This is a genomic window from Flavobacterium sp. NRK1 (assembly GCF_024054175.1).
In the GTDB taxonomy this organism is placed as follows: Bacteria; Bacteroidota; Bacteroidia; order Flavobacteriales; family Flavobacteriaceae; genus Flavobacterium.
In genome coordinates this window covers 1-318 of record NZ_JAMXLA010000010.1, presented here as the reverse complement: position 1 = coordinate 318, position 318 = coordinate 1, and the positions used below count along the sequence as shown (strand labels likewise).

The 318-nt window shown below is 44.3% G+C and carries 1 protein-coding gene; it reads right to left on the bottom strand.

Going from position 1 to position 318, the window contains the following annotated elements; all coding sequences use genetic code 11:
* On the bottom strand, positions 1 to 318 hold a 318-nt coding region (locus tag NHE85_RS16645), incomplete at both ends, for a hypothetical protein (RefSeq protein ID WP_252813334.1).

The following is a 318-nucleotide window of genomic DNA, read 5'->3' as shown; positions in this document are numbered from 1 at the left end:
TTTTATATCTAACGTTACATCGGTAAAGGTGGCATTATCTCCTCCTGTTACTGTAAGGTCTGTAGAGGTAATGTCGCCATCAAAAGATGCGGCATCAACTTCTAAAGAACCATTGGTAGTATTCTGTTTTAATCCTGTACCCGCTACACTCGAATCGATCTTGGCAGCTGTGACTGCGTCGTCGGCAAGTTTCACGGCTGTTACTGCTGCATCTTTTATATCAGAAGTTTCTACTGCGCCTGCCGCTATGTTTTCGGTCTGAACTGCATTATCCGCAAGCTTAGCATTGGTTACTGCATCAGCTCCTATCTTAGCTGT